The 20,848-nt window shown below is 64.5% G+C and carries 19 protein-coding genes; 9 read left to right on the forward strand and 10 right to left on the reverse strand.

Annotated elements, in window-relative coordinates:
• From VMS96_07150 to VMS96_07165, 4 genes are all read right to left on the reverse strand, one after another.
• Positions 1-725, reverse strand: a 725-nt coding sequence (locus tag VMS96_07150; GenBank protein HVP43192.1) for a serine/threonine-protein kinase, incomplete at its 3' end; no start/stop codon positions are given.
• Positions 726-979: 254 nt separating this feature from the next.
• Positions 980-2,275: a UDP-N-acetylglucosamine 1-carboxyvinyltransferase gene (gene murA, locus VMS96_07155; GenBank protein HVP43193.1), complete on the reverse strand. Its 1,296-nt coding sequence runs from the start codon at positions 2,273-2,275 to the stop codon at positions 980-982.
• 112 nt (positions 2,276-2,387) lie between these two features.
• Positions 2,388-3,317: an N-acetylmuramic acid 6-phosphate etherase gene (gene murQ / locus VMS96_07160; protein HVP43194.1), complete on the reverse strand. Its 930-nt coding sequence runs from the start codon at positions 3,315-3,317 to the stop codon at positions 2,388-2,390.
• Positions 3,314-4,438, reverse strand: a complete 1,125-nt coding sequence (locus tag VMS96_07165) for a serine hydrolase domain-containing protein (GenBank protein ID HVP43195.1) — start codon at positions 4,436-4,438, stop codon at positions 3,314-3,316. The genes murQ and VMS96_07165 overlap by 4 nt, the downstream gene beginning before the upstream one ends.
• A gap of 38 nt (positions 4,439-4,476) precedes the next feature.
• On the opposite strand from VMS96_07165, the gene VMS96_07170 reads away from it, so the two are divergent.
• From VMS96_07170 to VMS96_07180, 3 genes are all read left to right on the forward strand, one after another.
• Entirely contained in the window at positions 4,477-6,876 is a 2,400-nt protein-coding gene (locus VMS96_07170; protein ID HVP43196.1) for a serine hydrolase, read from the forward strand.
• 55 nt (positions 6,877-6,931) lie between these two features.
• Positions 6,932-7,669 (forward strand): hypothetical protein, encoded by a 738-nt coding sequence (locus VMS96_07175; GenBank protein ID HVP43197.1) that lies wholly within the window; start codon positions 6,932-6,934, stop codon positions 7,667-7,669.
• A gap of 83 nt (positions 7,670-7,752) precedes the next feature.
• Positions 7,753-8,550 carry a hypothetical protein gene (locus tag VMS96_07180; GenBank protein HVP43198.1) on the forward strand — a complete coding sequence of 266 codons (798 nt, stop codon included), beginning with the start codon at positions 7,753-7,755 and terminating at the stop codon, positions 8,548-8,550.
• Positions 8,551-8,674: 124 nt separating this feature from the next.
• Here the strand turns inward: VMS96_07180 and VMS96_07185 are convergent, their stop codons facing one another.
• Both VMS96_07185 and VMS96_07190 read right to left on the reverse strand, forming a co-directional pair.
• The gene (locus VMS96_07185) at positions 8,675-9,397 is read right to left on the reverse strand and encodes an SIMPL domain-containing protein (protein ID HVP43199.1); all 723 of its coding nucleotides are present in this window, start codon (positions 9,395-9,397) and stop codon (positions 8,675-8,677) included.
• Between the two features lie 122 nt (positions 9,398-9,519).
• Complete coding sequence (locus tag VMS96_07190; protein HVP43200.1) at positions 9,520-10,161, reverse strand: hypothetical protein; 642 nt, start codon at positions 10,159-10,161, stop codon at positions 9,520-9,522.
• Positions 10,162-10,452: 291 nt separating this feature from the next.
• On the opposite strand from VMS96_07190, the gene VMS96_07195 reads away from it, so the two are divergent.
• Positions 10,453-10,680 carry a hypothetical protein gene (locus VMS96_07195; protein ID HVP43201.1) on the forward strand — a complete coding sequence of 76 codons (228 nt, stop codon included), beginning with the start codon at positions 10,453-10,455 and terminating at the stop codon, positions 10,678-10,680.
• A gap of 18 nt (positions 10,681-10,698) precedes the next feature.
• On the opposite strand, the gene VMS96_07200 is transcribed toward VMS96_07195, so the two are convergent.
• A complete protein-coding gene (locus VMS96_07200; GenBank protein ID HVP43202.1) occupies positions 10,699-10,983 on the reverse strand; it encodes a 4a-hydroxytetrahydrobiopterin dehydratase in 285 nt (94 codons plus the stop codon).
• 158 nt (positions 10,984-11,141) lie between these two features.
• On the opposite strand from VMS96_07200, the gene VMS96_07205 reads away from it, so the two are divergent.
• Positions 11,142-11,627: a transposase gene (locus VMS96_07205; protein ID HVP43203.1), complete on the forward strand. Its 486-nt coding sequence runs from the start codon at positions 11,142-11,144 to the stop codon at positions 11,625-11,627.
• A gap of 68 nt (positions 11,628-11,695) precedes the next feature.
• Here the strand turns inward: VMS96_07205 and VMS96_07210 are convergent, their stop codons facing one another.
• Complete coding sequence (locus tag VMS96_07210) at positions 11,696-12,880, reverse strand: HD domain-containing phosphohydrolase (GenBank protein ID HVP43204.1); 1,185 nt, start codon at positions 12,878-12,880, stop codon at positions 11,696-11,698.
• Positions 12,881-12,892: 12 nt separating this feature from the next.
• Here VMS96_07210 and VMS96_07215 point away from each other — a divergent pair, with 12 nt between their 5' ends.
• The 4 genes from VMS96_07215 (at position 12,893) to VMS96_07230 (ending at position 19,065) form a co-directional block, all read left to right on the forward strand.
• The gene (locus tag VMS96_07215; GenBank protein HVP43205.1) at positions 12,893-16,369 is read left to right on the forward strand and encodes a GAF domain-containing protein; all 3,477 of its coding nucleotides are present in this window, start codon (positions 12,893-12,895) and stop codon (positions 16,367-16,369) included.
• 338 nt (positions 16,370-16,707) lie between these two features.
• Positions 16,708-17,232 (forward strand): RNA polymerase sigma factor, encoded by a 525-nt coding sequence (locus VMS96_07220; protein ID HVP43206.1) that lies wholly within the window; start codon positions 16,708-16,710, stop codon positions 17,230-17,232.
• A gap of 156 nt (positions 17,233-17,388) precedes the next feature.
• The gene (amrS, locus tag VMS96_07225) at positions 17,389-18,465 is read left to right on the forward strand and encodes an AmmeMemoRadiSam system radical SAM enzyme (GenBank protein HVP43207.1); all 1,077 of its coding nucleotides are present in this window, start codon (positions 17,389-17,391) and stop codon (positions 18,463-18,465) included.
• Between the two features lie 132 nt (positions 18,466-18,597).
• On the forward strand, positions 18,598-19,065 hold the full coding sequence (locus tag VMS96_07230; protein ID HVP43208.1) for a hypothetical protein: 468 nt from the start codon (positions 18,598-18,600) through the stop codon (positions 19,063-19,065).
• Positions 19,066-19,377: 312 nt separating this feature from the next.
• Here the strand turns inward: VMS96_07230 and VMS96_07235 are convergent, their stop codons facing one another.
• Together VMS96_07235 and VMS96_07240 are read right to left on the reverse strand one after the other, a co-directional pair.
• On the reverse strand, positions 19,378-19,941 hold the full coding sequence (locus VMS96_07235; GenBank protein HVP43209.1) for a hypothetical protein: 564 nt from the start codon (positions 19,939-19,941) through the stop codon (positions 19,378-19,380).
• Positions 19,942-20,087: 146 nt separating this feature from the next.
• Complete coding sequence (locus VMS96_07240) at positions 20,088-20,423, reverse strand: GIY-YIG nuclease family protein (GenBank protein HVP43210.1); 336 nt, start codon at positions 20,421-20,423, stop codon at positions 20,088-20,090.
• Positions 20,424-20,848 lie beyond the last annotated feature (425 nt).

Genomic DNA, 20,848 nt, shown 5'->3' on the forward strand with positions numbered 1-20,848 from the left:
ACCGGGTCCTGGCGCAGGATGCCGTCGAAGATGACCGCCGAGGTTTGGCCGATGAAGGGTGCGCGGCCGGTGGCCATCTCGTAGAGCACGGCGCCAAGAGAGAACAAGTCGGTGCGCTCGTCCAGGTCCTCGCCGCGGGCCTGCTCCGGCGACATGTAAGCGACCGTGCCGAGAGCGGTGCCGGGGCTGGTGAGATGCTCCTCGCTGAGGCTGCCGGTGGCCATGGCGGAGAGGGCGGCGCCGGCCTTGCGCTTCATCGTTTTGCTGGCCAGGCCGAAGTCGAGGATCTTGGCGTGGCCGGATTCGGTGACAAAGATGTTGGAGGGCTTGAGGTCGCGGTGGACGATGCCCTTGGCGTGGGCAGCGGCCAGGCCATCGGCGATCTGAATGGCGAGTTCGAGCAGCTCATCGAGCGGGAGCGGCCGGTGAGAGATGCGCTCCTGGAGGGTCTGGCCCTCGAGCATCTCCATGGCGATGAACTCACGGCCATCGCTCTCGCCAATGTCGTAAATCGTGCAGATGTTGGGGTGATTCAGTGCGGAGGCCGACTTGGCCTCGCGCTGGAAGCGCTCCAGTGCCTGGGGGTCGTGGGCAACGTCGTCGGGGAGGAACTTGAGGGCGACGTAACGCTCGAGGCGGGTGTCCTTGGCGCGGTAGACCACGCCCATGCCGCCATGACCCAGCTTGTCGAGCACCTTGTAGTGAGAAACCGTTTCTCCGACCAAAAGAACGTTCCCCCGGGGTGGGGTAATCGTAGCAGAGAACCGAGAAGAGAGGGCAGAGCACAAAGCGCATAGTTCATAGCGCATGGTTCATAGCCAGGAGGAGATAGTCAGTCGGTCGTGGGTCGCCGGTCGTGGGTCGTGGGCAAACCTTGAGGTTGCGACACTTTGGGATGGACCGATGTGAAACGCTACGGCCGAAGGTGGCCGCGCCAAGGGCCCGTGCGAGGGCGCGCGGGCTACTTTGTGCAACCCTTCTAGCTGCCGACCAGGGCGGGGCGCTTGGGGAGCATCTCGCCGATGCGCTTGATGGCGCCGCCGACCGCGCGCAACTTCTCTTCGATGCGCTCGTAGCCGCGGTCGATGTGATAGACGCGGTCGATGATGGTCTCACCATCGGCCACGAGTCCCGCCAGAACAAGTGACGCCGAGGCCCGCAGGTCGCTGGCCAGCACGGCGGCGGCGGAGAGCGGGGTCTTGCCGCGCACGATGGCACGGCGGCCTTCGATCTTGATGTTGGCGCCCATGCGCACCAGCTCGCCGGCGTGCATGAAGCGGTTCTCGAAGATGTTCTCGGTGATGATGGAGCTGCCCTCGGCCTGGGTGGCCAGCACCATGAACTGCGCCTGCATGTCGGTAGGGAAGCCGGGGAACTCCTCGGTGCTCATGTCGCAGCCCTTGAGCGGGTTGTCGCCCTGGACGCGGACGGAGTCGCCGTTGTGGGTGATCTTGACGCCGCACTCCTCGAGCTTCTTGCAGAAGGTGAGATGGCGCGGGTCGCAGCCGGAGATGATGAGGTCGCCGCCGGTGAGCGCGCCGGCGACGATGAAGGTGCCGGCCTCGATGCGGTCGGGAATGATGCGGTGCCGGGCGCCCTTCAGCTTCGACACGCCCTTGATGCGGATAGTGGGCGTGCCGGCGCCGTCGATCTTCGCGCCCATCTTGTTGAGCAGGGCGGCGAGATCGGCGACCTCGGGCTCGCGAGCGCAGTTCTGCATGACGGTCTCGCCGTCGGCGAGAGTGGCCGCCATCATCAGGTCCTCGGTGCCGGTGACGGTGATGCGGTCGAAGACGATCTCGCCGCCCCGAAGGCGATCGGTAGAGGCTTCGACGTATCCGTGTTCCACGGCGATCTTCGCGCCCAGCTGCTCCAGGCTCTTGATGTGGAGGTCGATGGGACGGGCGCCGATGGCGCATCCGCCGGGAAGAGAGACGCGGGCGCGTCCGGTGCGCGCGACCAGGGGGCCGAGCACCAGGGTGGAAGCGCGCATGGTCTTGACGATCTCGTAGGAAGCCTCGGGGGTGGCGAGGTTCTTCATGGAGATGGTGGTGCGGTGGTGGGCGCGGCCGTAGCCGAGCTCGACCTCGCCCCCCATGGCGACCAGCAGCTTGCGTTCGGTATGGATGTCACGGACGTCGGGGATGTTCTCGAGGATGACGGGTTCTTCGGTAAGGATGGCGGCGGCCATGGCGGGCAGGGCCGCATTCTTGGCGCCGCTGACGCGGACGGTGCCGACCAGCGGCTCACCGCCGCGGATGACGAATTTGTCCATTTGTTTTCATTCTAACGGGAATCGCCGTGGAAGTAAGCAGAGCGGGAGGACATGTACGGAGGAAGTACCCAGTACTCAGTACCAAGTACCAAGCGGAAGCCGGAACAAACTTCTAGCGACCCTTCTTCTTTTTCTTGCCCTGATCTCGCTTCTCCTCGATGGCCTGGCGGACGTTGCCGCGGGCGCGGTGAAGGCGGCGGTGGGCCTCGTCGCGGTTGACGCGCGCCAGATGCATGACCACCGCCACCGGCAGAGTGCGCGCATCGTGCAGGAGCTGCGCGGCGCGGGCCTGGTTAAGGCCGGTGAGGGCGTGCAGGACAGTGAGGCCGCGCTCCACCAGTTTCTGGTTGCCGAAGTGCACTTTGACCATCCAGTTGCCGTACACGTAGCCGAGGCGTGCCATGGCGCCGGTGGAGATCATGTTGAGCACCATCTTCTGAGCGGTGCCGGCCTTCAGGCGGGTGGAGCCGGTGACGACTTCGGGCCCGGCGTCGGTGACGATGGCCAGTTGCGCGGCCCTGGCCAGGGGCGAGCCGGCATTGCAAGTGACGGCGACGGTGCGAGCGCCGTGCGCCCGGGCGTATTCGAGGGCGGCGATGGTGTAGGGAGTGCGGCCACTGGCGGCGAGGCCGATGACGACATCGGCTTGCCCGGGACGGCGGCCGGCCATGTCCGCTTCGCCGAGTTCGCGCGAGTCCTCCTTGGTCTCGGCGGCGGAACCGAGGGCGGGCTCGCCGCCGGCGATGATGTATTGCACCTGCCAGGCTTCGACGCTGAAAGTGGGCGGGATCTCGGCGGCGTCGAGGGCGGCGACGCGGCCGCTGGTGCCGGCGCCGACATAGATGAGGCGCCCTCCGCGGGAGAGGGCGTCGGCGGCCAGCTCGATGGCCTTGGCGATCTGGGGCAGCGCCTTCTTGACCGCGGCGGCGACCTTGGCGTCCTCGCGATTGATGACGCGCGCGATCTGCAACGCGGTCATGGTGTCGAGCTTGGCGGAAGCCTTGTTGGGCTGCTCGGTGCTTTGCTTGCGCGGTTTGCTCACGTGCGTCCCTCCAGACATTCCACGACTGCATCGTGAAAACGCGGCCGGACTTCCTTGATGAGTTGCGATTTGCGGTCGGGCCAGGTGCGGTTGGTCAGCAGCGTGACCGAGAGGCGGCGCTCGGGGTCGATCCACAGCGAGGTGCCGGTGTAGCCGAGGTGGCCGAAGGAGCGCGGGGAAAAATATTGGCCGGATTGCGAGGGCGGCGAGGGCGTGTCCCAGCCGAGGGTGCGCGAGGTGCCGGGCGGAGAATCCTGGCGGCGGGTGAAGAGGGCGACGGTTTCGGGACGGAGGATGGGACGTCCGCCGGCCAGCATGCACTCGGCGAAGCGGGCGACGTCTTCGGCGGGAGCAAAAAGGCCGGCGTGTCCGGGGTCTTCCGACCCCATGGCGCGTGCATTCTCGTCGTTGACTTCACCTTGGATGATCGTGCCTGGGAACCGGGGCGACTTCTCAGTTGGAGGGACTGCGGAACGCAGCTTGGGATGAGGTCGAAAGGTCGTCTGTAGCATTCCCAGAGGCCGAAAGATTTCATAGGCGCACAAACTTCCGAACCCCCAGCGCGTGATCTGCGTCATGGCCAAGGCCAACAACAAGAAACCTATGTCGCTGTATTCAACCTGCGTCCCGGGATTGTTTGTCAGTGGGACAGCAAGTATCGCCGGAAGCATCTGTGCATAGCCTGTTGCCTTTTCAAAGAGCCTCTCATATGCGGGCAGTCCGGAGGAGTGGGCGAGCAGCATTCGGAATGTGACTTGTTGTCGGCGAGAATCGTCTCCCGCGAATTCGGGAAGCGCAGTTATGAGCGGCGCGTCCAGATCGAACTGGCCTCGCTCGTAGAGGATCATCGCCATGGTGGTGGTGGCGACTGCCTTGGTGACCGAGGCGAGGTCGTAGATGGTTTCGGGCTGGACGGCGGGAGACTCCGGCTCGTAGGTGAAACGGCCGAGGCCCTTGAGAGCGACCAGGCGGCCTTGATGCGTGATGGCGACCGCGGCGCCGGGGAAGGCGTGGCGGGCGATGCCGTCGCGCAGGACGTCGAAGGCGCGAGCGAAGCGGGTGTCCTGTTGCGCGAAGTCGGGCGCCGGGTGACGCGGCCGGGTCTCGGTGGAACTGGTCACTGGGCTTCTGTCGCGTGTTATAACACAGGGAATTCCTGGTGCTTCCGCGAATCCAAGCCCGCGCCGTCACGCTCGTCGCCGCCCTGGCTGTGCTGGCGGCGCCGTTGACGCCGGCCGCCGATCAGAAGCCGGACTTCGCGGCAGTCGATGCCATCATTCAAAAGGCTATCTCCGACAACCTGATCCCGGGCGCGGTGGTGGTGGTCGGGCACGACGGGAAGATCGTGTATCGCAAAGCGCTGGGCAACCGGGCGGTTTCGCCGCGGCGCGAGCCGATGACGCTGGACACCATCTTTGACATCGCTTCGATGACCAAGACCTTCACCGCCGTCTGCGTGATGCGGATGGTGGAACTGGGGCAGGTGCGGCTGAACGATCCGGTGGCGCGCTACCTCCCGGAGTTCGCCGGCCAGGGCAAGCAGGACATCACGGTGCGGCAGTTGCTGACGCACTACTCGGGGCTGGAACCCGACCTCGACCTGAAGCAACCATGGCAGGGCAAGGAACTGGCGCTGCGGATGGCGTTCACCGCCCAACCCCTGGCGCCGCCGGGAGCGCGGTTCATCTACAGCGACATCAACGGGATCGTGCTGGGCGCGCTGGTGGAGCGGGTGTCGGGCATGCCGCTGGAGAAGTACATGGAGGCGCAGGTCACGGGACCGCTGGGGTTGGCGAACACGCGTTTCCTGCCGCCGGCGGAGTGGAAGCCGCGCATCGCGCCGGCGGACTACGCGGAGAAAGTGCTGGGCGAGGGGACGCGCATCCTGCACCTGCGCGGGACCGTGAACGATCCCACGGCCCGGCGCATGGGCGGAGTGGCGGGGCACGCCGGATTGTTCTCGACCGCGGACGATCTGGCGAAGTATGCGCAGTGGCTGCTGGACCGCGACCGGCTGCTCGCGCCCGCCACCATCGAGAAGATGACCACGGCGCAGCAGCCGCCCGAGCAGACCGAGCTGCGGGGGCTGGGATGGGACGTGGGGTCGTCCTTCGCCAACAACCGCGGCGAGCTGCTGCCGGTGGGCGGCTTCGGGCACACCGGGTGGACGGGAACGTCGCTGTGGGTGGACCCGCTGACGCGGACCTACATCATCATCCTGAGCAACGCCACCCATCCGAGCGGAATGCCGGAGCGCGGAGTGATCTCGCTGCGCGCCCGGGTGGCCAACGCGGTGGCGGCGGCACTGAGCCTGAAGGTCAGCAAGGAAGACCAGCTCCGGCTGGCGAACATCACCGGCTACAGCGAGCGCATGGCGGGGGTGCGAACCCTGATGGAGCGGAACGGCGAGGTGAAAGCCGGCATCGACGTGCTCGAGGCCACGGATTTCGCGGCGCTGCGCGCGGGCCGGGCGCTGACCCGGGTGGGGCTGCTCACCAACCAGACGGGAGTGGATTCGGCGGGGAAGCGCACCATCGATGTGCTGGCGCGGGCGCCGGGAGTGAAGCTAGCCGCGCTGTTCTCGCCGGAGCATGGGGCGCTGGGGAATGTGGACACGGTCAACATCGGGAACACGACCGAAGCAGCCACCGGGGTGCCCATCTACAGCGCCTACGGCGCGACCGCCAAGGAGAGGCAGCCGGCGCAGGAGGTGTTGCGGGAGCTGGATGCCGTGGTGGTCGACCTCCAGGACGCCGGCGCCCGCTTCTACACCTACGAGGAGAGCCTGGGACGGTTCCTCGAAGGCGCCGCCCAGGCGGGCGTCGCCATCGTGGTGCTGGACCGGCCGAACCCGGTGACCGGCGCTTTTCTCTCGGGCCCGATGTCGAACGGATCGGGCAAGCCCTTCGGGAATTATCATCCGCTGCCGGTGCGCCACGGGATGACCATGGGCGAGCTGGCGCAACTGTTCAACCAGGAGCGGCACATCGGCGCCCGGCTGACCGTGGTCCCGATGCAGGGCTGGTGGCGCGGCGACTGGTACGACGCGACCGGGCTGGCCTGGATCGGTCCCTCGCCCAACCTGCGCAGCGTCGCGGAGACGACACTGTACCCAGGAGTGGCGCTGGTGGAGGGGACCAATGTCTCGGTGGGGCGCGGGACCGACACGCCCTTCGAGCTGGTGGGAGCGCCGTGGGTGAACGGGCGGGAGCTGGCGCGGTATCTGAACGCGCGCCTGATCTCCGGTGTGCGCTTCGTGCCGGTGCGCTTCACGCCCAAGGACAACAAGTACACGGCGCAGGCGTGCCAGGGCGTGAACCTGATCGTCACCGATCGAAATCACCTGGACTCACCTGCGCTGGGTATCGAACTGGCGTCGGCCCTGCTGAAGCTGTATCCCCAGGACTACAAGATCGAGAGGATGATCGACATCCTGGCCAACCAGGCGACGTTCGACGCGATCGTGGCGGGGACGGACCCGCGCCGCATCGCCGAAGACTGGCGCGACGACATCGAGCGCTTCGAGAAGGTCCGCGGAAAATACTTGCTCTATCGATGAGCGACTTCGAAAGTGCCGCCGGGTTCTTATAATGCTGATTCCCACAGGAGGTCGTATGCGTCTCGGGGCCCTGCTCCTATTGTCCTGCGCCATCATGTTCGCTCAGGAGAAGCCCGCGGAAGAGCAGACAGCGGCTCCGGCCACGGTCGTCGTGCCGGCCGGCACCAAGCTGCCGGTGGTGCTGAAGCACGCCATCAACACCAAGTCAGCGCAGCCCGGCGATGCCATCTACGCCGAGACCAACTTCCCCGTCGTCGAGAACGACCGCATCCTCATCCCGGCCGGGACCTACGTGCAAGGGAGCATCACCAGCGTGAAGCGTCCGGGGAAGGTGAAAGGGCGGGCCGAAGTCCTGATGCACTTCAACACCCTCATCTTTCCCAACGGCTACACCGTCTCCATCCCGGGGGCGCTCGACCAGGTGCCGGGCGCGGAGAACAGCAAGGTCAAGGACAAGGAAGGCACGGTGCAAGCCGACAGCAGCAAGGGCAAGGACGTGGGCACGGTCGCGAAGGCCGGGGCGACGGGAGCGGTGATCGGGGCGGCGGCGTCGGGCGGCAAAGGTGCCGGCATCGGCGCCGGGATCGGGGGGCTGGCAGGGCTGGCCGTCACCATGCTCACCCGCGGCAACGACGTGCGGCTGGAACAAGGGACAACGGTGGAGATGGTGTTGCAGCGGCCGCTGGTGCTGGAGGAGGCAAGGCTGGAGGCACGGCCACGCGAATATGTCCCGGCCCGCCAGCCGCAGCCCATGGAGCGACCGAAGCTGACGCCCTCCCCCGACCCGCGGTAGATTCGCGCCATTCGATGCCTCAGGCCTGCCGTTCGGCGGCGCCCAAGCCGTCTGGGTGCGCCTTCTTTGCTAGCATCTTTCCCGTGGCGGTACGGACCATCTTCAGCATGGCGGAGGACTGCGCCCGCGACCAACGCCAGGGCTGGTACGAATTTGTCCGCGACTACGGCGCCATCGCCCGCACCCTGCTGACGCACTTTTTCCCCACTCTGACTCCGGAGATCGACAACCACGTGGCGGCGGTTTTTGCCCGCGCCCGGGCCGACGGCTCGGCGTGGTTCTCCTCCATCAAGTTCAGCAACGAGCGCGAGTTCCTGGTGGCCTTCCGCAACTTGGTCTTCGCCTATGGGCGGGAGCAGGAGCGCGTACCCGCGCCGCAGATCTCGCTCGAACAGCTGGCGGAGATCATGAAAGACCTGCCGGTGGTGGAGCGCGAGATGCTGTGGCTGTTCATCAAGGGCTACGACGCGCCGCAGATCGGCCGCATCGTCAGCAATCTGGAGAGCACCGCGGTGGCGGTGAAGAAAGTGGCGGACGAGCGGCTGCGGGCGGTGATCCCGGGCTCGGCGCCGGACGCGTTCGCGCTCTCGGCGCGGGTGCTGATGGTGGAGGCGGAGAAGAAGAAGTCCGAGAAATGCCTTCCGCTAAAGACCTTCAACGACATGATCAACGGGCAGCTTTCGTGGCGGGAGCGGGACCTAACGGAAGAGCACATCAAGGACTGCTTCTACTGCCTGGACCGCTACACCTCGTTCTGCGAAGGCATCCGCCTGCGCAAGGACGCGCAAACGCTGGCGGAGCCGGAGATCGAAGCGCTGCTGGAGAAGATGGGCGCGCCGCGGAAGCAGAGCAAGGGCCTGCTGGCCAAGCTGTTCTCGTAGTCAATCAACCCTCAATCGATTGTCATCCTGAGCGAAGTCCCGTAGGGATGAGCGTGAGGACCTACAGTTCGCATCTCGCAGCGAGTTCCACGGCAGTGGGGCGATTTCCGCTAGTTCACCGGCGCTACTTCAGCAAGAACAGCGCGTTCACGTGGGCCGTGACCGTGATCTTCTGGGCGGAGAATTCCTCCGTCGCCGGCGGCGGCGCCGCCTCGGCGCGCATGGCCATGGGTGCCCGCATGGCCCCCCGGATGATGGGGATTTGCTCCACCGTGTCCACGGAAGCGGATGACAGCTCGCCCAGGGTGCGGCCGCCGGCCTGGGCCACCGCCGCTGCCGAGCGGCGGGCGCGCTGCAGCGCGTCTTCCACTGCCTTGGTCTTCGCCGCGTCCATGTTTTCCAGGGTGTAGCTCAAGGTCTGGTTCTGGGTGACGTCCAGGTCGGAAAGCTGCTGCACGATGGGCCCCACCTTGGAGAAATCCTTCAGCTTCACGCTCACGCCGGTGTTCACGCGATAGCCGATGAGCTTGCGCTTGGGCGTGCGGTAGTCGTAGACCGGCTCCAGGGAGTAGAAACCGATCTCGGCGGACTTGGGTTCGATGCCGTTGCTGCGCAGCATCCGGCGGATCTGCTCGGCGGCTTCGGCGGCGCGGTCGGAGGCGGCTTTCGAAGAGTCCTCCTGGGCCGAGATATTGAATTGCACCACCGCGGTGTCGGGCGGCGATTCGAACTTGCCGTCGGCCCCGACGTAAACCGTGTTCTGGGGTTGGCCGTAAATCGGACGCTCCTGGGCGCTGGCGGCCAGCGATACCGTGGCGATCGCGATAAGCAACAGGATCCGTTTCATAAGGGTCTCCTTGATGACGTTCTGAATATAGAACGCCGCCGGAGCGCCGGCTTGTAAAAGATAAGGGGGGATTGCGTGGCGCGGCCGCCCTCGGCCGGCCACGGCAAACGAGCATACGAGTTCTAGTGCGTCGGCACCGTGAGCGGCCGGTCGAGGCGGAGTTCCAGTTGCTGGCCTTTTTGCAGGACCAGCTCGCGCCCGGTGAGGACGCTGGCGCCCAAACCCACACCCGCGCCGGCGACCGCGCCGATGACTGCGCCCTTGCCGCCGCCGGCGACCGCGCCGGTGGCGGTGCCCACGGCGGCGCCAATCGCCGCGCCTTCGGCGGCCCGGCGCTTATCCACGCCGGTGCGCGAGATCTCGCCCTCGGCTCCGGTCTCCGGCTTCACCCCGTGCTCTCCGGGTACGCTAGTCACGGTAGCGGCGATGGGCATGCCACCGTGGTTGGTGTCGATCTCATCGAAGCTCAGGATCATGCGGGCGTGAAAGCCGCTGTCCACGCTGCTGACGTGTCCCTTCAGCTTCTTGCCGCGGGGGATCACCTGGCCGTTCGGGGCCGTGAGGTCCTCCATCAGCTCGGCCTTGAACTTCTTGCCCGGCTTGACCTTGTTGCTTTCCAGTTTGTCCTTGAGCCGGACGACGAAGCGCGTACCTTCGGGGATCGCGCCTGGGCCACTGTAGGGGTAGTTGGACGGTGGGGGATAGTTCGAAGGATAGGATTGGGCCGCGGCCAGGCCGCTCAGTAGCAGCGCGCACAAGCCCATCCAGGCTCCTGATGGTCTCCGCATAGACTCCTCTTCTGAGGGGACTCTGTATTTCGATGTGCAGAGCTGCCGAAGGGCTGTATGGGGGCAGGAATCAGGAGGCAGGCGGCAGGATGCAGGCGGACATGGCTCTTGCTGCGCCCTGCATCCTGCGTCCTGCCTCCTTCTTCCATGATGCCCAATTAGGGACGAATCGCGGCGGATACTTTCAAAAACCTCGCAACTCTGCAACTTTGAGAATGCAGGCCGCGTCGAATAGACAGGACCTCACCCTCCCCCAACCGGAGGACTATGAAGAAGTGGTATATGCCCCTGGCGGTCCTTGGCATAGGGAGCCTGGGGGCGTTGCTGCTGAGCGAGCGCGGACGGCAAGCCCTGCGCTGGGTCGCTGAGAGCATCGAGCGTCACCAGGACACGATCTTAGAGTGGAACGAGGCCGCCGAGCGGGAACTTGACCGCCTGGAAGAGGCCCTGGACCGCATCGCCGCCAGCATCGAGGGAACAGAAGAGGCCCGCTGACCGGAGGGCCCGGACACCTCAGGCTGCGACCTGGTTGATCTTCTGCGCCATCCTGATGTCCCGCTGCGTCACTCCCCCGGAATCGTGCGAGATCAGAGCCAGCTTCACCTTGTTGTAGTTGATGGTGATGTCGGGGTGGTGCTGGGCCGCTTCGGCGGCGTCGGCGATTTTGTTCACGAACTTCATCGCGCTTACGAAATCGGGGAATTCGAAGAGACGTTCGATCTGCTTGCCATTCTGCTTCCAGCCGGGCAGGGAATTCAGCGCAGCGCGAATGTCGGCATCGGACAGAGTCGTTCCCATCTCACCCTCCAAACGGTCACACGTTAGCAAAAAGGTCGAGTGGCGTCATCCTGAGGGTGGAAGCGCGGGCCTTTAGGCCCGCGAACAGTGCCATCATATTTCTGGCGCTTTAGCGCTGGTCACTGACAAATCGCGCATAGGGTGCTAGGTTGCGCGGCATGAAATTTGCGCCACAAGAGATCAGGACATTCTTCGTCACTACGCTTACCTGGGGGCGAAGAACTGTTTTCCAAACCGATCGAATGGCCAGTCTCATGATCGACGTACTCGAGACGAATCGGCGAAAGGGCCATTTTCAATTACATGAGTTTGTCGTCATGCCGAACCATCTGCACCTTCTTCTAACGCCCGCATACGAGATTCCCCTGGAGCGCGCCATCCAGTTCATAAAGGGCGGATTTTCGTACCGCGCGAAGCGGGAACTCGGCTTCAATGGCCCAATCTGGCAGCCGAGCTTCACGGAACATCGGATCAAGGACGCCGAGGATTACGCAAAACACCGGGAGTACGTTGTGCAGAATCCGCACCGCGCTGGGTTGGCACGCGATTATCCTTCTTGTTCGGCGACCGGTCGGTACGAAGTTGATGATGCCCCGCCAGCGCTAAAGCGCACATCAATCGATGAGCTGGTTTCGCGGCGCTGAAGCACCGCGCTTCCACCGAAGAAGCCACGCTTCCACTAAGCAATCGGAGGAGGGAAGGTCGGCTGGCATTACACCGTCGCTTTCTGCGCGTAGGCGAAGCGGATGATCTGGGAGTTGATCTCCTTGCGCAGGTCGTCCCAAATGCTCTCCGGCATGGCCAGGAAGACCTTCACCACCTCGGGATCGAACTGCCGTCCGCCCCACCTCTTGATCTCTTCGCGGGCTGCCGAGAAGGGTTGCGCGGCGCGGTAGGGGCGGTCGGAGGTGATGGCGTCCAGGGTGTCCGCGATGGAGAAGATGCGGGCCCCGAGCGGGATCTCGTTCCCCTTGAGTTGCCGGGGGTAGCCGGTGCCGTCGTACTTCTCCTGGTGGGAATAGACGATCTCGGCGGCCTCGGCCAGGAAGGGGATCTTCTTGAGCATGACGTAGCCGCGGTAGGCGTGCTCCTGCATGATGAGGAGCTCGTCGGCATCGAGCTTGCCGGGCTTGCGCAGGATGGCGTCCGGGATGGCCATCTTGCCGATGTCGTGCAGGAAGGCGCCGCGAGCGATCACTTTGATCCGCTCCTGGGGCAGCCCCATGGCCCGGGCCATGGCGATGGTGAAGGCGGTGACCCGCTTGGAGTGGCCCTCGGTCTCAGCGTCCTTCAGGTCGAGGGCGTCGCCCAGGGCTTCCAGGGTGATGTCGTAGGAGCGTTCCAGGTCGCCCATGGCCAGGCGCAGCTGCTCGGTGCGGGCGGTGACTAGGGACTCCAGGTTCGACTGGTAGGCGCGGTTCTCCAGCTTGAGGCGGCGGTTCTCCAGGGCGCGGCGGACGGTGGCCATCAACTGCTCGCGCTCAAAGGGCTTCAGCAGGTAGTCGTAGGCCCCATTGCGGATGGCGGCGAGAGCCACGGAGATGTCGTGCACGGCGGTGACCATGACCACCGGCATATCGGGGAATTTCTCTTTGGAGCGCTCCAGCAGGCCGATGCCGTCGAGCTCAGCCATCATCAGGTCGGAGAGCATGAGCTCGAATTCGCCCTGCGCCTCCAGCACCGACAGGGCGTCGAGGCCGGAGGAGGCCTGAGTGCACTTGTAACCGGCGGCACTCAGCATGGAGGACACAATCTCGCGGATCGCGTCTTCGTCGTCCACTACCAGGATCTTGTCCCCATCCATCGTGCGCGTATTGTACACGCACTTGTCCAGGGAACCACTGGGGAACACATCACCTAAGTAACGGGGCCAGGCGGCGGCTTCCGTGATATACATCGGCACAAGTCCATGTATCTTCCCGGCTCCCCCCAGCTCGCCCAAGCTCTACAAGCCGAGGAGCTCCTCGCGCAGGCATCGGCCGTGCTGCTGCTGCTGGGGATCGGGGTGCTGGTGTACCGCTCCTTCCGCACCCGCTACCTGCTGACCTGGATCCTGGGCTGGCTGGCATACCTGCTGCACAAATTCGTGGCCGCGCAGTCGGGCGAGGCCTGGGCCCGCGCCACCTCCGTGGGATTCTATGTCCTGGCCATCACCCTGTTCGCGTCCTCGGTCTTCTTCTATACCGACCGGCGTTCGCCCCTGGCCCCCTTAGGGGGCTTCGCACTGCTCACCCTGGCGGTCTCGCTGGTGCACGTGCTTGCATTTCCCCATTCGCACCTGCTGCCGGTGTTGCTGATGCTGATGTATGCCGCGATCCGGGCCACAGGCGCCATCCACCTGGCGCTGTTCAGCCCCGGCCGGCGGGCAGTCGGGCCCATCCTGCTGGTGATCGGCCTGCTGTTCCTGCACATGCACCAGCCCGGCGGCTCGAACGTGGTGGCCGGATTCGACATCGCCCTGGAGCTGCTGCTGGCCGTCGGCATGGCTGTGATCGTGGTGGACGACTCCTACGAGCGCCTGCAACGGCTCCGGGTCTTGGGCGCCATGACCACCGCCATCGCCGAGGCCCAGGACTTCATGCCCATCGTGAGGACGGCGCTGCAGGAACTGAAAGGGCTGATCCCGGCACGCGCAGCGTGGTACCGCGCCCTCGATGCCGACCAGCTGGTGCTGGTCGATGCCATCGGGCTGAGTGAGGGCTATGTCCGGGCGCGGCGCACCATCTCGCTCACCGACAGCTTTACCGGGAGGGCGGTACGCAAAGGAACGCCGAGCGTGGTGCGGGTCTCGGAGATGGATACCGACCTCGGTGCAGGGCTGCAGACCGAGGGCTTCGAGCACGTGCTGATGATCCCGCTGCTGGGCAAGAAGACGGTCATCGGCTCTCTGAATCTGGGGGTGCAGCGCTTCCGCAACTACCGGGCCGACGAGATGGAATTCTTCTCTGCCATCGCCAATCAGCTCGGCATCGCCATCGAGAACCAGCGGCTGTTCGGCCAGATCATGCAGTCGCAGAAGCAATGGGTGAGTACCTTCGATTCCATCCAGGACCGCGTGCTGGTGCACGACGAGGGCTTCCGCATCGTGAAGGCGAACTACGCCTTGCGGGAGCGCCTGGGCATCCGGGAAGGCCCGCTCAGCGGCACCTGCGAGACCGTGCTGCCGGGAGTGGGGCGCACCTGGCAGGCTTGGCAGGGCTGTCCCTACTGCTGGCGGGCTTCGGGCTACGAGACCGGCCCGGACCCCTGCTTCGGGGGCTATTCCCAGGTCTCTACCTCCGCCTACAACGAGCAGGAGACCCGCCGGGTCGGAACGGTGCACATCATCAAGGACGTGACCGAGAGCCGGGCCATTGCGGAGCGCTATCGGCTGCTCTTCGAGCAGGTGCAGGAAGGCGTGTTCATCTCCACCCCCGACGGGCGCTTGCTCGATTGCAACGATGCCTTTGTCCACATGCTGGGCTACGAAAACCGGGATGAGGTCCTCACGCTCGACATCCCCGCCCAGCTGTACGCCGACCCCAGCGTGCGGCCGGCGCTGCTGCGCGACATCGAGCAGAAGGGGTACCTGCGCAGCTTCGAGATCACGCTGCGGCGCAAGGACGGCAGCGCCATCCCGGTGCTGGAGACCAGCTTCGCGCGCCGGGATGAGTCCGGCGCCGTGCTCACCTACCAGGGCTTCCTGCTGGACATGACGGAACAGAAGAAGGCGGAAGACGCGATCCGCCGGCGTAACCGCGAGTTGAATGCGCTGAACACCATCGCGGTGACCGCGGCACAATCACTCGACCTCGATGAGGTGCTGACGGTCGCGCTGGCCCAGGTCATGGACCTGTTCGCCGCCGACTCCGGGTCGGTCCTGCTGGCGGATGTCGAGAAGGGAGTCCTGCGCCGCCGGGTCTCGCAGGGACAGCGCAGCGCCGGCGCCACCGGCTTCGACGAGGTGCCGGTGCCGGAAGAGGCGTGGAAGTTGCTGCGCGAGACCCAGGTCGAGCTGGTGACGCAGCGACATCTGGCCCAGCTGCCGCCGTCGCTGCAGGCCTATGTGCTGGCCGAGGGGCTCCAGGCATGGATGTGGGTGGTGCTGCGCACCAAAGACAAGATCGTGGGCGTGCTGGGCATCGGCAGCCGCGCGCCGCGGGAGTTCAGCGCCGCCGACGAGAACCTGCTGATGGCCATCGGGCGACAGCTGGCCACCACCATCGAGAAGATCCACCTCTATGAGGAGACGCGCCGGGCCTACGAAGAGCTGACCCGCACCCAGGAACAGCTCCTGCAGAGCGAGAAGATGTCGGCCATCGGGCAACTGATCTCGGGCGTGGCTCACGAGTTGAACAACCCGCTGACCGCCATCCTGGGATACGCGCAGCTGCTGGAGAACGAGGAGATCCCGGCGCGCGCCCAGGATTTCGTGCAGAAGATGTACAAGCAGGCGCAGCGCACCCACAAGATCGTGCAGAACCTGCTGTCGTTCTCGCGGCAGCGGAAGCCGCAGCGGCTACAGGTGGACCTGCGGCGGGTGCTGGAAGACACCCTGGCGCTGCGCGACTACGACATGAAGCTGAGCAACATCGTGGTCGAGCGCGAGTTCGAGGGGAACGTGCCGCAGGTGATGGGAGACGAGCACCAGCTCGAGCAGGTATTCCTGAACATTATCAACAACGCCGCCGACGCCATGCTGGAGAACGGGCGCGGCGGCACCTTCCGCGTCCGTATCTACAGCGACGGCGAATCTGTCTGCGCCGAATTCCGCGACAGCGGCCCCGGCATCAAGGACCCGAAGCGGATCTTCGATCCCTTCTACACCACCAAGAGCGTGGGCAAGGGGACGGGTCTGGGGCTGAGCATCTGTTACGGGATCCTGAAAGAGCATGGCGGCAGCATCTTCGCCAGCAACCATCCCCAGGGCGGGGCCGTGTTCCAGGTGCGCCTCCCGGCGCTGGCTCGGCCGATGCCCACCCGGGCAGCTCCCGCCGCGCGGCACCAGGCCCCGCTCCACGGACGGGTGCTGCTCCTGGACGACGAGGAGTCGGTGCTCGAGTTCGAGCGCGAGGTGCTGCGCAGCGCCGGCGCCGAGGTGGTCGCTTGCGCCGACGCCGAAGACGCCATCAGCCGACTGCGCGACGAACACTTCGACGCCATCATCCTCGACGGCAAGATGCCGGGACAGTGGGGAGGCGCGGAAGTCTACACCTGGATCCGCTCCAACCGCCCCGGCCTGGAGAAGAGCGTGGTGCTCGCCATCTCCAACCCCAACGATCCGGAGATACGCCGCTTCCTCGAGGAGACCGGGGTCTCCTTCCTGCCCAAACCCTTCGACGTCGCCGACCTCGTCGCCGTCACCCAGCGGCTCCTGCACCGGGCTCGCGCCCAGGCCACCGTGTAATCGCGACCCACCCAGGCTCACATAGTGCCCTGAAATTTTTACCTACCCTGAAGCACAACCTGGCCATGCCCATACCGCTTGCCAGCAACCCGGCAGTCCTCCCGGCCCCTGCCCTTTACCCTCGTAAGCCTAACAAATCGTGGCTGTTAGGGAGAGAACGCGCGCTATCGTGGGCCATGGGCAGGCCGATTGCTCCTATCCCAAGCGTGCCCAGGCTGCCCAAGATTGCACTATCTTAAGGGCAGTCGAAGTGGTTCAGCGATTGCATAGAACTTATCGGCAAGCGGGTGTCAGACCCGCGAGTTAGCGGCGATGACCCTCTAGAAAGGGAACTACCAATGGCGACCCAGATCCAGCAAGCAAAACTCCCCGGCTTGGTGGCATATATGCCGGAAGCGGCACGGGCGCGAGTCGAGACCTATAAGCTGGCCTACGACGAGCACCGCCACCGGGTCTATGCTCTGGCGTTCTGGATGACCGACAACGAGACTACGGCCGAAGAGCTCATGACCAATACCTTCATTCGCGCGTTCGCGACCAGCCCAAATCCGCTCGGAGAAGCGGTGGACCGCGCCCTGCTCAGCGAGCTCCGCGAGCTGATGCCGGTCGGTACCCTGAGCCTCGATTGCTCCCCCGCGACCAAGGTGGAAGGCGTGCGCCGCAATACCAAGCGCGTGCACCTGGAGCGGGCGGTAGTGCAGCTACCGCCCACCGAGCGATTGATCTTCCTGCTGCACGACGTCGAGAGCTACGACCACGCCCGCATCGCCCGCACCCTGGGCATCAGCGACCTGGAATCGCGCCAGGGCCTGCACCAGGCGCGCCTCCGCCTGCGCGAGATTCTGTCCACATTCAAGGACTAAGGTTTCGGCTTCATTCCCTCTCTCCCGACTTACGCCCCTCGGCAACGAGGGGCCTTTTTGTGCGAGGCGCCTGCTGTTCCTGATTGGGATTACAATTGAACCCAACCAGTGTCATCCCCAACCGACTTCAGTCGGTGAGGGACCTGCTTTTCCCATATGAAAGCAGTCCACCACACACACGAGGCCCGCTGGTGGGAGACGATGCCCGACGGCCGTCTGCACTGCTATCTCTGCCCACGGCATTGTCACATCGGCGACGGCCAGACCGGTTTCTGCTTCATCCGCAAGAACCAGGCCGGACGCCTGTTGCAACTCGGCTACGGCCGCCCCGCCGCCGTGCAGATCGACCCGGTCGAGAAGAAGCCGCTCAGCCACTTCTTCCCCGGCACCCAGATCTTTTCCATGGGCACCGCCGGCTGCAACATGGGCTGCTTCTTCTGCCAGAACTGGGACATCTCCAAGGCCAAGTCCGACCAGGTCAACGCCGCCGACCTCTCGCCCGCACAGGTGGTCGCGCTGGCCGAGCAGTACGGATGCCCGCATCTGGCCTTCACCTACAACGAGCCCACCATCTGGGGCGAGTACGTCATCGACATCTCCAGGGTCGCCCACGAGCGCGGCCTGAACACGGTGATGGTCACCAACGGCTACATCACCCGCGAGGCCTTTTTCGACGTCTACGAGCACATCGACGCCGCCAACGTGGACCTGAAGGCCTTCACCGAGAATTTCTATTCCAAGATCACCCTCACCCACCTGCAGCCGGTGCTGGAGACGCTGAAGTGGCTGCGTCACGAGACCAACGTCTGGTTCGAAGTCACCAACCTCATCATCCCCACCTTGAACGACGAGGAGTCGGAGTTCAAGCAACTCTGCGACTGGATGCTGAACAACATCGGCGACGACGTGCCTCTGCACTTCACCGCCTTTCATCCCGACTTCAAGCTCCAGGACAAGCCGCCGACTCCGCCCGAGACCCTGCATCGCGCCCGCCGCATCGCCATGCAGATGGGCCTGAAGTACGTTTACGAGGGCAACATCTTCAGCGACGGCGCCAACACCATCTGCCCCGGCTGCAAGAAAGTCATCGTGCGCCGCTCCTGGCACAGCGTGCTCACCAACCAGCTCAAGGAAGGGAAGTGCGCCCACTGCGGCACGGCTATCGCCGGCGTCTTCACCCAGGCGCAGGTCGAGCAGCGCCGCGAAGTCAACCACCTCCACCCGGTCGGCTGACCCCTTAACTTCCGATCCTGCCCTGTTAACAACAGGCGTCTGCTTCCAGTATCATTGCGCCCCTCTGGTCCCCGGGGGTGGGGACGACTGCCTTACAGATCTGTGATTCGACTTTCCTTGAAGGAGCAAACCATGAAGAAGACAGTTTGTCTTGCTGCCGTGCTATGTATTGCGGCCTTGTTGCTGCCTGCGCTGCTCGTCGCCCAGGCTGCGCCCAACCGGCCCTTTCACGATGGGACCGTGTGGAACATCACATTCGTGAAGGTGAAACCTGGCGTCGGCCTGAAGTACATGAACTACCTCGCCAGCGACTGGAAGAAGGAACAGGAAGCTCTGAAGAAAGCCGGGCTGATCCTCAGCTACAAGGTCATTGCCACCGAGGCGCATGGCACCAGCGATTGGGACCTGATGCTGATGACGGAATTCAAGGACCTGGCGAGCCTGGAAGCCAACCAGGACAAGATGGAGGCGGTCGCAACTCAGGCCCTGCAGTCGAACGATCAGAAGATGATCGAGGGCTATCAGGAGCGCGCCAGTTGGCGGGAGATTGTGGGTGAGCGACTGTCGCGCGAGATCATCCTGGAATCGAAAGCAAAATAGTTCGAAGCGCAGACGGGGTCTGCCAGTATCCGCGCGTGCCCCACCCAAGCCTGCTGTTGGCTTGGGTGGGCAATCTGTTGAGCGCCGAGAAGACGCTCACAGCCGTTTCGGCCCGAACGCTCGCGCCAGCAAAGTGAACTGAGTACTGAGTGCTTGGTACTGAGTACCGGGTACTGAGTACCGGGTACTGAGTACTTGGTACTGAGTACTTGGTACTGAGTACTTGGTACTGAGTACTTGGTACTTGGTACTTGGTGCTTGGTGCTTGGTACTTGGTACTTGGTACTTGGTACTTGGTACTTGGTACTTCTTCTACAGCTCCGCCTTCTTGAACTCCGCCTTCAGGAACTTCAGGAATCTTTGCCGTTCGGCGGGCTCCAATGACGCCACCAGCGGCACCAGCCGGGCCTTCTCCCTCGTCACCAGCTCTCGCCCCGCGTTCAGCACGATTGATCCTAGCTGCGCCTCCGTCACGATGGCGATGTTCTCCACCAGCTTCCGCAGGTACGGGTTCCGCAGCCGCTCCATCGTCACTTCATATCCATTCACCACGAACGGCTCGAACTCCAGCAATTCCAGCGTGATCTGTACCCCGGGGCCCATGAGGCCGCGGAACAACCGGCCCAGCCGTAGGTTCGTCTCCGCTCCCTTGTAGCTCGGCCAGAGCACCCCGCGCAGCCGCCTCAGCACGCAATCCGTCTCGCCGACGTACACCACGCTCCGCATGCCCGGCCGGTCCACTCGCCAGCAGTACACCGCCGGCCCCACGTACCTCCGCCGCAGGAACTTGGTCGTCTTCTGCGGAAACCGGTACGGCTGCCCCGCCGCCGCCATCACCGGCCTCCACCGCATCTCGATATCGAGTTCCTTACTCACAATTCCAAACCTTTCCCACTGTCATCCCGAGCGGGCTTCAGCCCCGAGGGACTTGCTGTTCGCCAAAAACCCCAGTGTCATCCCGAGGGGCTTCAGCCCCGAGGGACCTGCTGTTCTTTCAGAACCAGTGTCATCCCGAACCGACTTTAGTCGGTGAGGGACCTGCTTTTCGTCTGCACCACCGCAAACCATTCAGCCGAGAGGTCCTCCCACGTAGGATTCGTCTCCTCGATCAGCGCCACCTTCTTCGACCGTCTCCATCCCTTGATCTCTTTCTCCCGCTCGATTGCATTCCTCACGTCGTCGAAACTCTCGAAGTGAACCAAACGATGGCACTTGTACTTCTGTGTGAATCCCTCGATCAAATTGTTCTTGTGCTCCCAGAGGCGCTCTTCCAGGTCGCCGGTCATTCCGACGTAGATCACCCGCGATCGGCTCGCCATGATGTACACCCAGAACCGCCATTCGCCCTGGTTCTTCACTTGGATCCTTCCCCCGTGTCATCCCGAACGGCTTTCAGCCGTGAGGGACCTGCTTTCCCTCCGTGTCATCCCGAACGGCTTCAGCCGTGAGGGACCTGCTTTTCTTGCGATGAGGGTAACAGCAGGTCCCTCGGGGCTAAAGCCCACTCGGGATGACACTCTCTACCTACCCAGTGTCATCCCGAACCGACTTCAGTCGGTGAGGGACCTGCTTTTCGTCTGCACCGCCGCAAACCATTTAGCCAGACAGGACTTGGCCAACGTGTTCACGGACAAGGCTACTTCGCGCTCTTCTCCCGCCGCTCCCTGACCCAGCCTTCCTTCACCACCTGGCGGCCGCGGCCCAGAGCGAGGGATTCGGCGGGGACATCGTCAGTGATGGTGGAGCCGGCGCCCACGTACGCGCCGCGCCCGATGCGCACCGG

This window comes from Terriglobales bacterium (assembly GCA_035543055.1).
Classification (GTDB): Bacteria; Acidobacteriota; Terriglobia; order Terriglobales; family Acidobacteriaceae; genus JAIQFD01.